The following is a 1,333-nucleotide window of genomic DNA, read 5'->3' as shown; positions in this document are numbered from 1 at the left end:
TGGGGCGACGCCGGTTTTCTTGGACACTGATTTGGGATAATGTTCCCGTGTCCAAGGAGATTAAAAATGACAGTAAAGAACCAGAACGAAACCGCTACAGGACCGCTGGCCGAAGGGCAGCGGTGGAGTGCCGCCCGCAAACGAGAAGTTGTCCTGCGCATGCTACGGGGAGAATCTGTTGATGCTCTGTCCCGTGAGCTGAATATCGAAATCTACCGCCTTGAAGAATGGCGGGAGAAAGCTCTGACCGGAATCGATGAGTCGCTCAAAAAGCGCCAGGGTGATCCGGTTCAGGCTGAACTTAACCAGGCCATGCGCCGCATTGGCGAATTGACCATGGAGAACGAACTGCTTTGGGACCGGGTTAAAAACCCCGGCCCTTTAGCCAAACGGAGATCGTCGAAATGAGCCAAACGGTCTCCCCGGGTACAGAACAGTCTTACGGCATCCAACGGGTCTGCCGCATCTGGGAGCAGGCTCGCTCCACGTTCTACAATGCCGGTCGGCAGGCGTCCGATGAACCGCCGAAGCGTCGTGGCCCACGCCCGTCGATCAGTGACGAGGATCTGTTGGAACTGATCCGTCACGATCTGGCAACCTCGCCTTTTACCGGCGAAGGACACCGCAAGGTCTGGGCACGGCTCCGAGTTCGAGATGGTGTGCGCGTCTCCCGCAAGCGGGTGTTGCGCCTGATGCGTGAGAATCATTTGCTCTCACCGCATCGTGGTCGTCCCAAGTCGGCAGCCAAAGCACATGACGGCAAGATCATCACCATGGCCCCGAACCTGATGTGGGGCACCGACGGCACTCGGGTTTTCACGCTGGACGAAGGTTGGGTCTGGATCTTCACCGCTGTCGAGCACTGGAACGCCGAATGCGTTGGCTGGCATGCCTGCAAGAAAGGCGACCGCTATGCCGCCCTGCAGCCGCTCTCCATGGCGTTAAATAACCTCTATGGAGGTGTACAGGCCGAAGTTGCACGAGGCTTAGCCCTGCGGATGGATCATGGCACCCAGTACCTCTCGGATCATTTTCTGAACCAGTTGAAGTTCTGGGGAATCACTCCCAGCTTCGCATTTGTCGCGGAACCCCAGACCAACGGGGTTGCCGAACGTTTTAACCGAACTTTGAAAGAGCAAGCCATCTACGGCCGGGTGTTCCGAACCGTAGAGGATGTCCGCGAAGCCGTAGGGGCCTTCGTGGATCTTTACAACCGTGAGTGGCGCGTTGAGAAAAACGACTTCAAAGCGCCCTCGGAAATTCGTCATGACTGGCAAGAAAATCGTCAGGCGGCGTAAGCCAAACTTGTGTCCAGGGGACCGGTTCCGCTACA

Annotated in this window: 2 protein-coding genes; both read left to right on the top strand. The window is 57.2% G+C overall.

The window, feature by feature from the left end; translation table 11 throughout:
• Nucleotides 1-66 precede the first annotated feature (66 nt).
• Nucleotides 67-408 (top strand): helix-turn-helix domain-containing protein, encoded by a 342-nt coding sequence (locus BUB13_RS18470; RefSeq protein WP_139249440.1) that lies wholly within the window; start codon nucleotides 67-69, stop codon nucleotides 406-408.
• Complete coding sequence (locus tag BUB13_RS18465) at nucleotides 405-1,298, top strand: IS3 family transposase (protein WP_072910230.1); 894 nt, start codon at nucleotides 405-407, stop codon at nucleotides 1,296-1,298. The genes BUB13_RS18470 and BUB13_RS18465 overlap by 4 nt, the downstream gene beginning before the upstream one ends.
• Nucleotides 1,299-1,333 lie beyond the last annotated feature (35 nt).

Source organism: Malonomonas rubra DSM 5091 (assembly GCF_900142125.1).
In the GTDB taxonomy this organism is placed as follows: domain Bacteria; phylum Desulfobacterota; class Desulfuromonadia; order Desulfuromonadales; family Geopsychrobacteraceae; genus Malonomonas; species Malonomonas rubra.
The sequence above is the reverse complement of the archived record's forward strand: the minus strand, read 5'-3'. Positions and strand labels throughout refer to the sequence as shown.

Excerpts from the sequence above, each read along its gene's own strand:
- BUB13_RS18470 (WP_139249440.1), top strand. The coding sequence starts at position 67 with ATGACAGTAAAGAACCAGAACGAAACCGCTACAGGACCGCTGGCCGAA.
- BUB13_RS18465 (WP_072910230.1), top strand. The coding sequence starts at position 405 with ATGAGCCAAACGGTCTCCCCGGGTACAGAACAGTCTTACGGCATCCAA.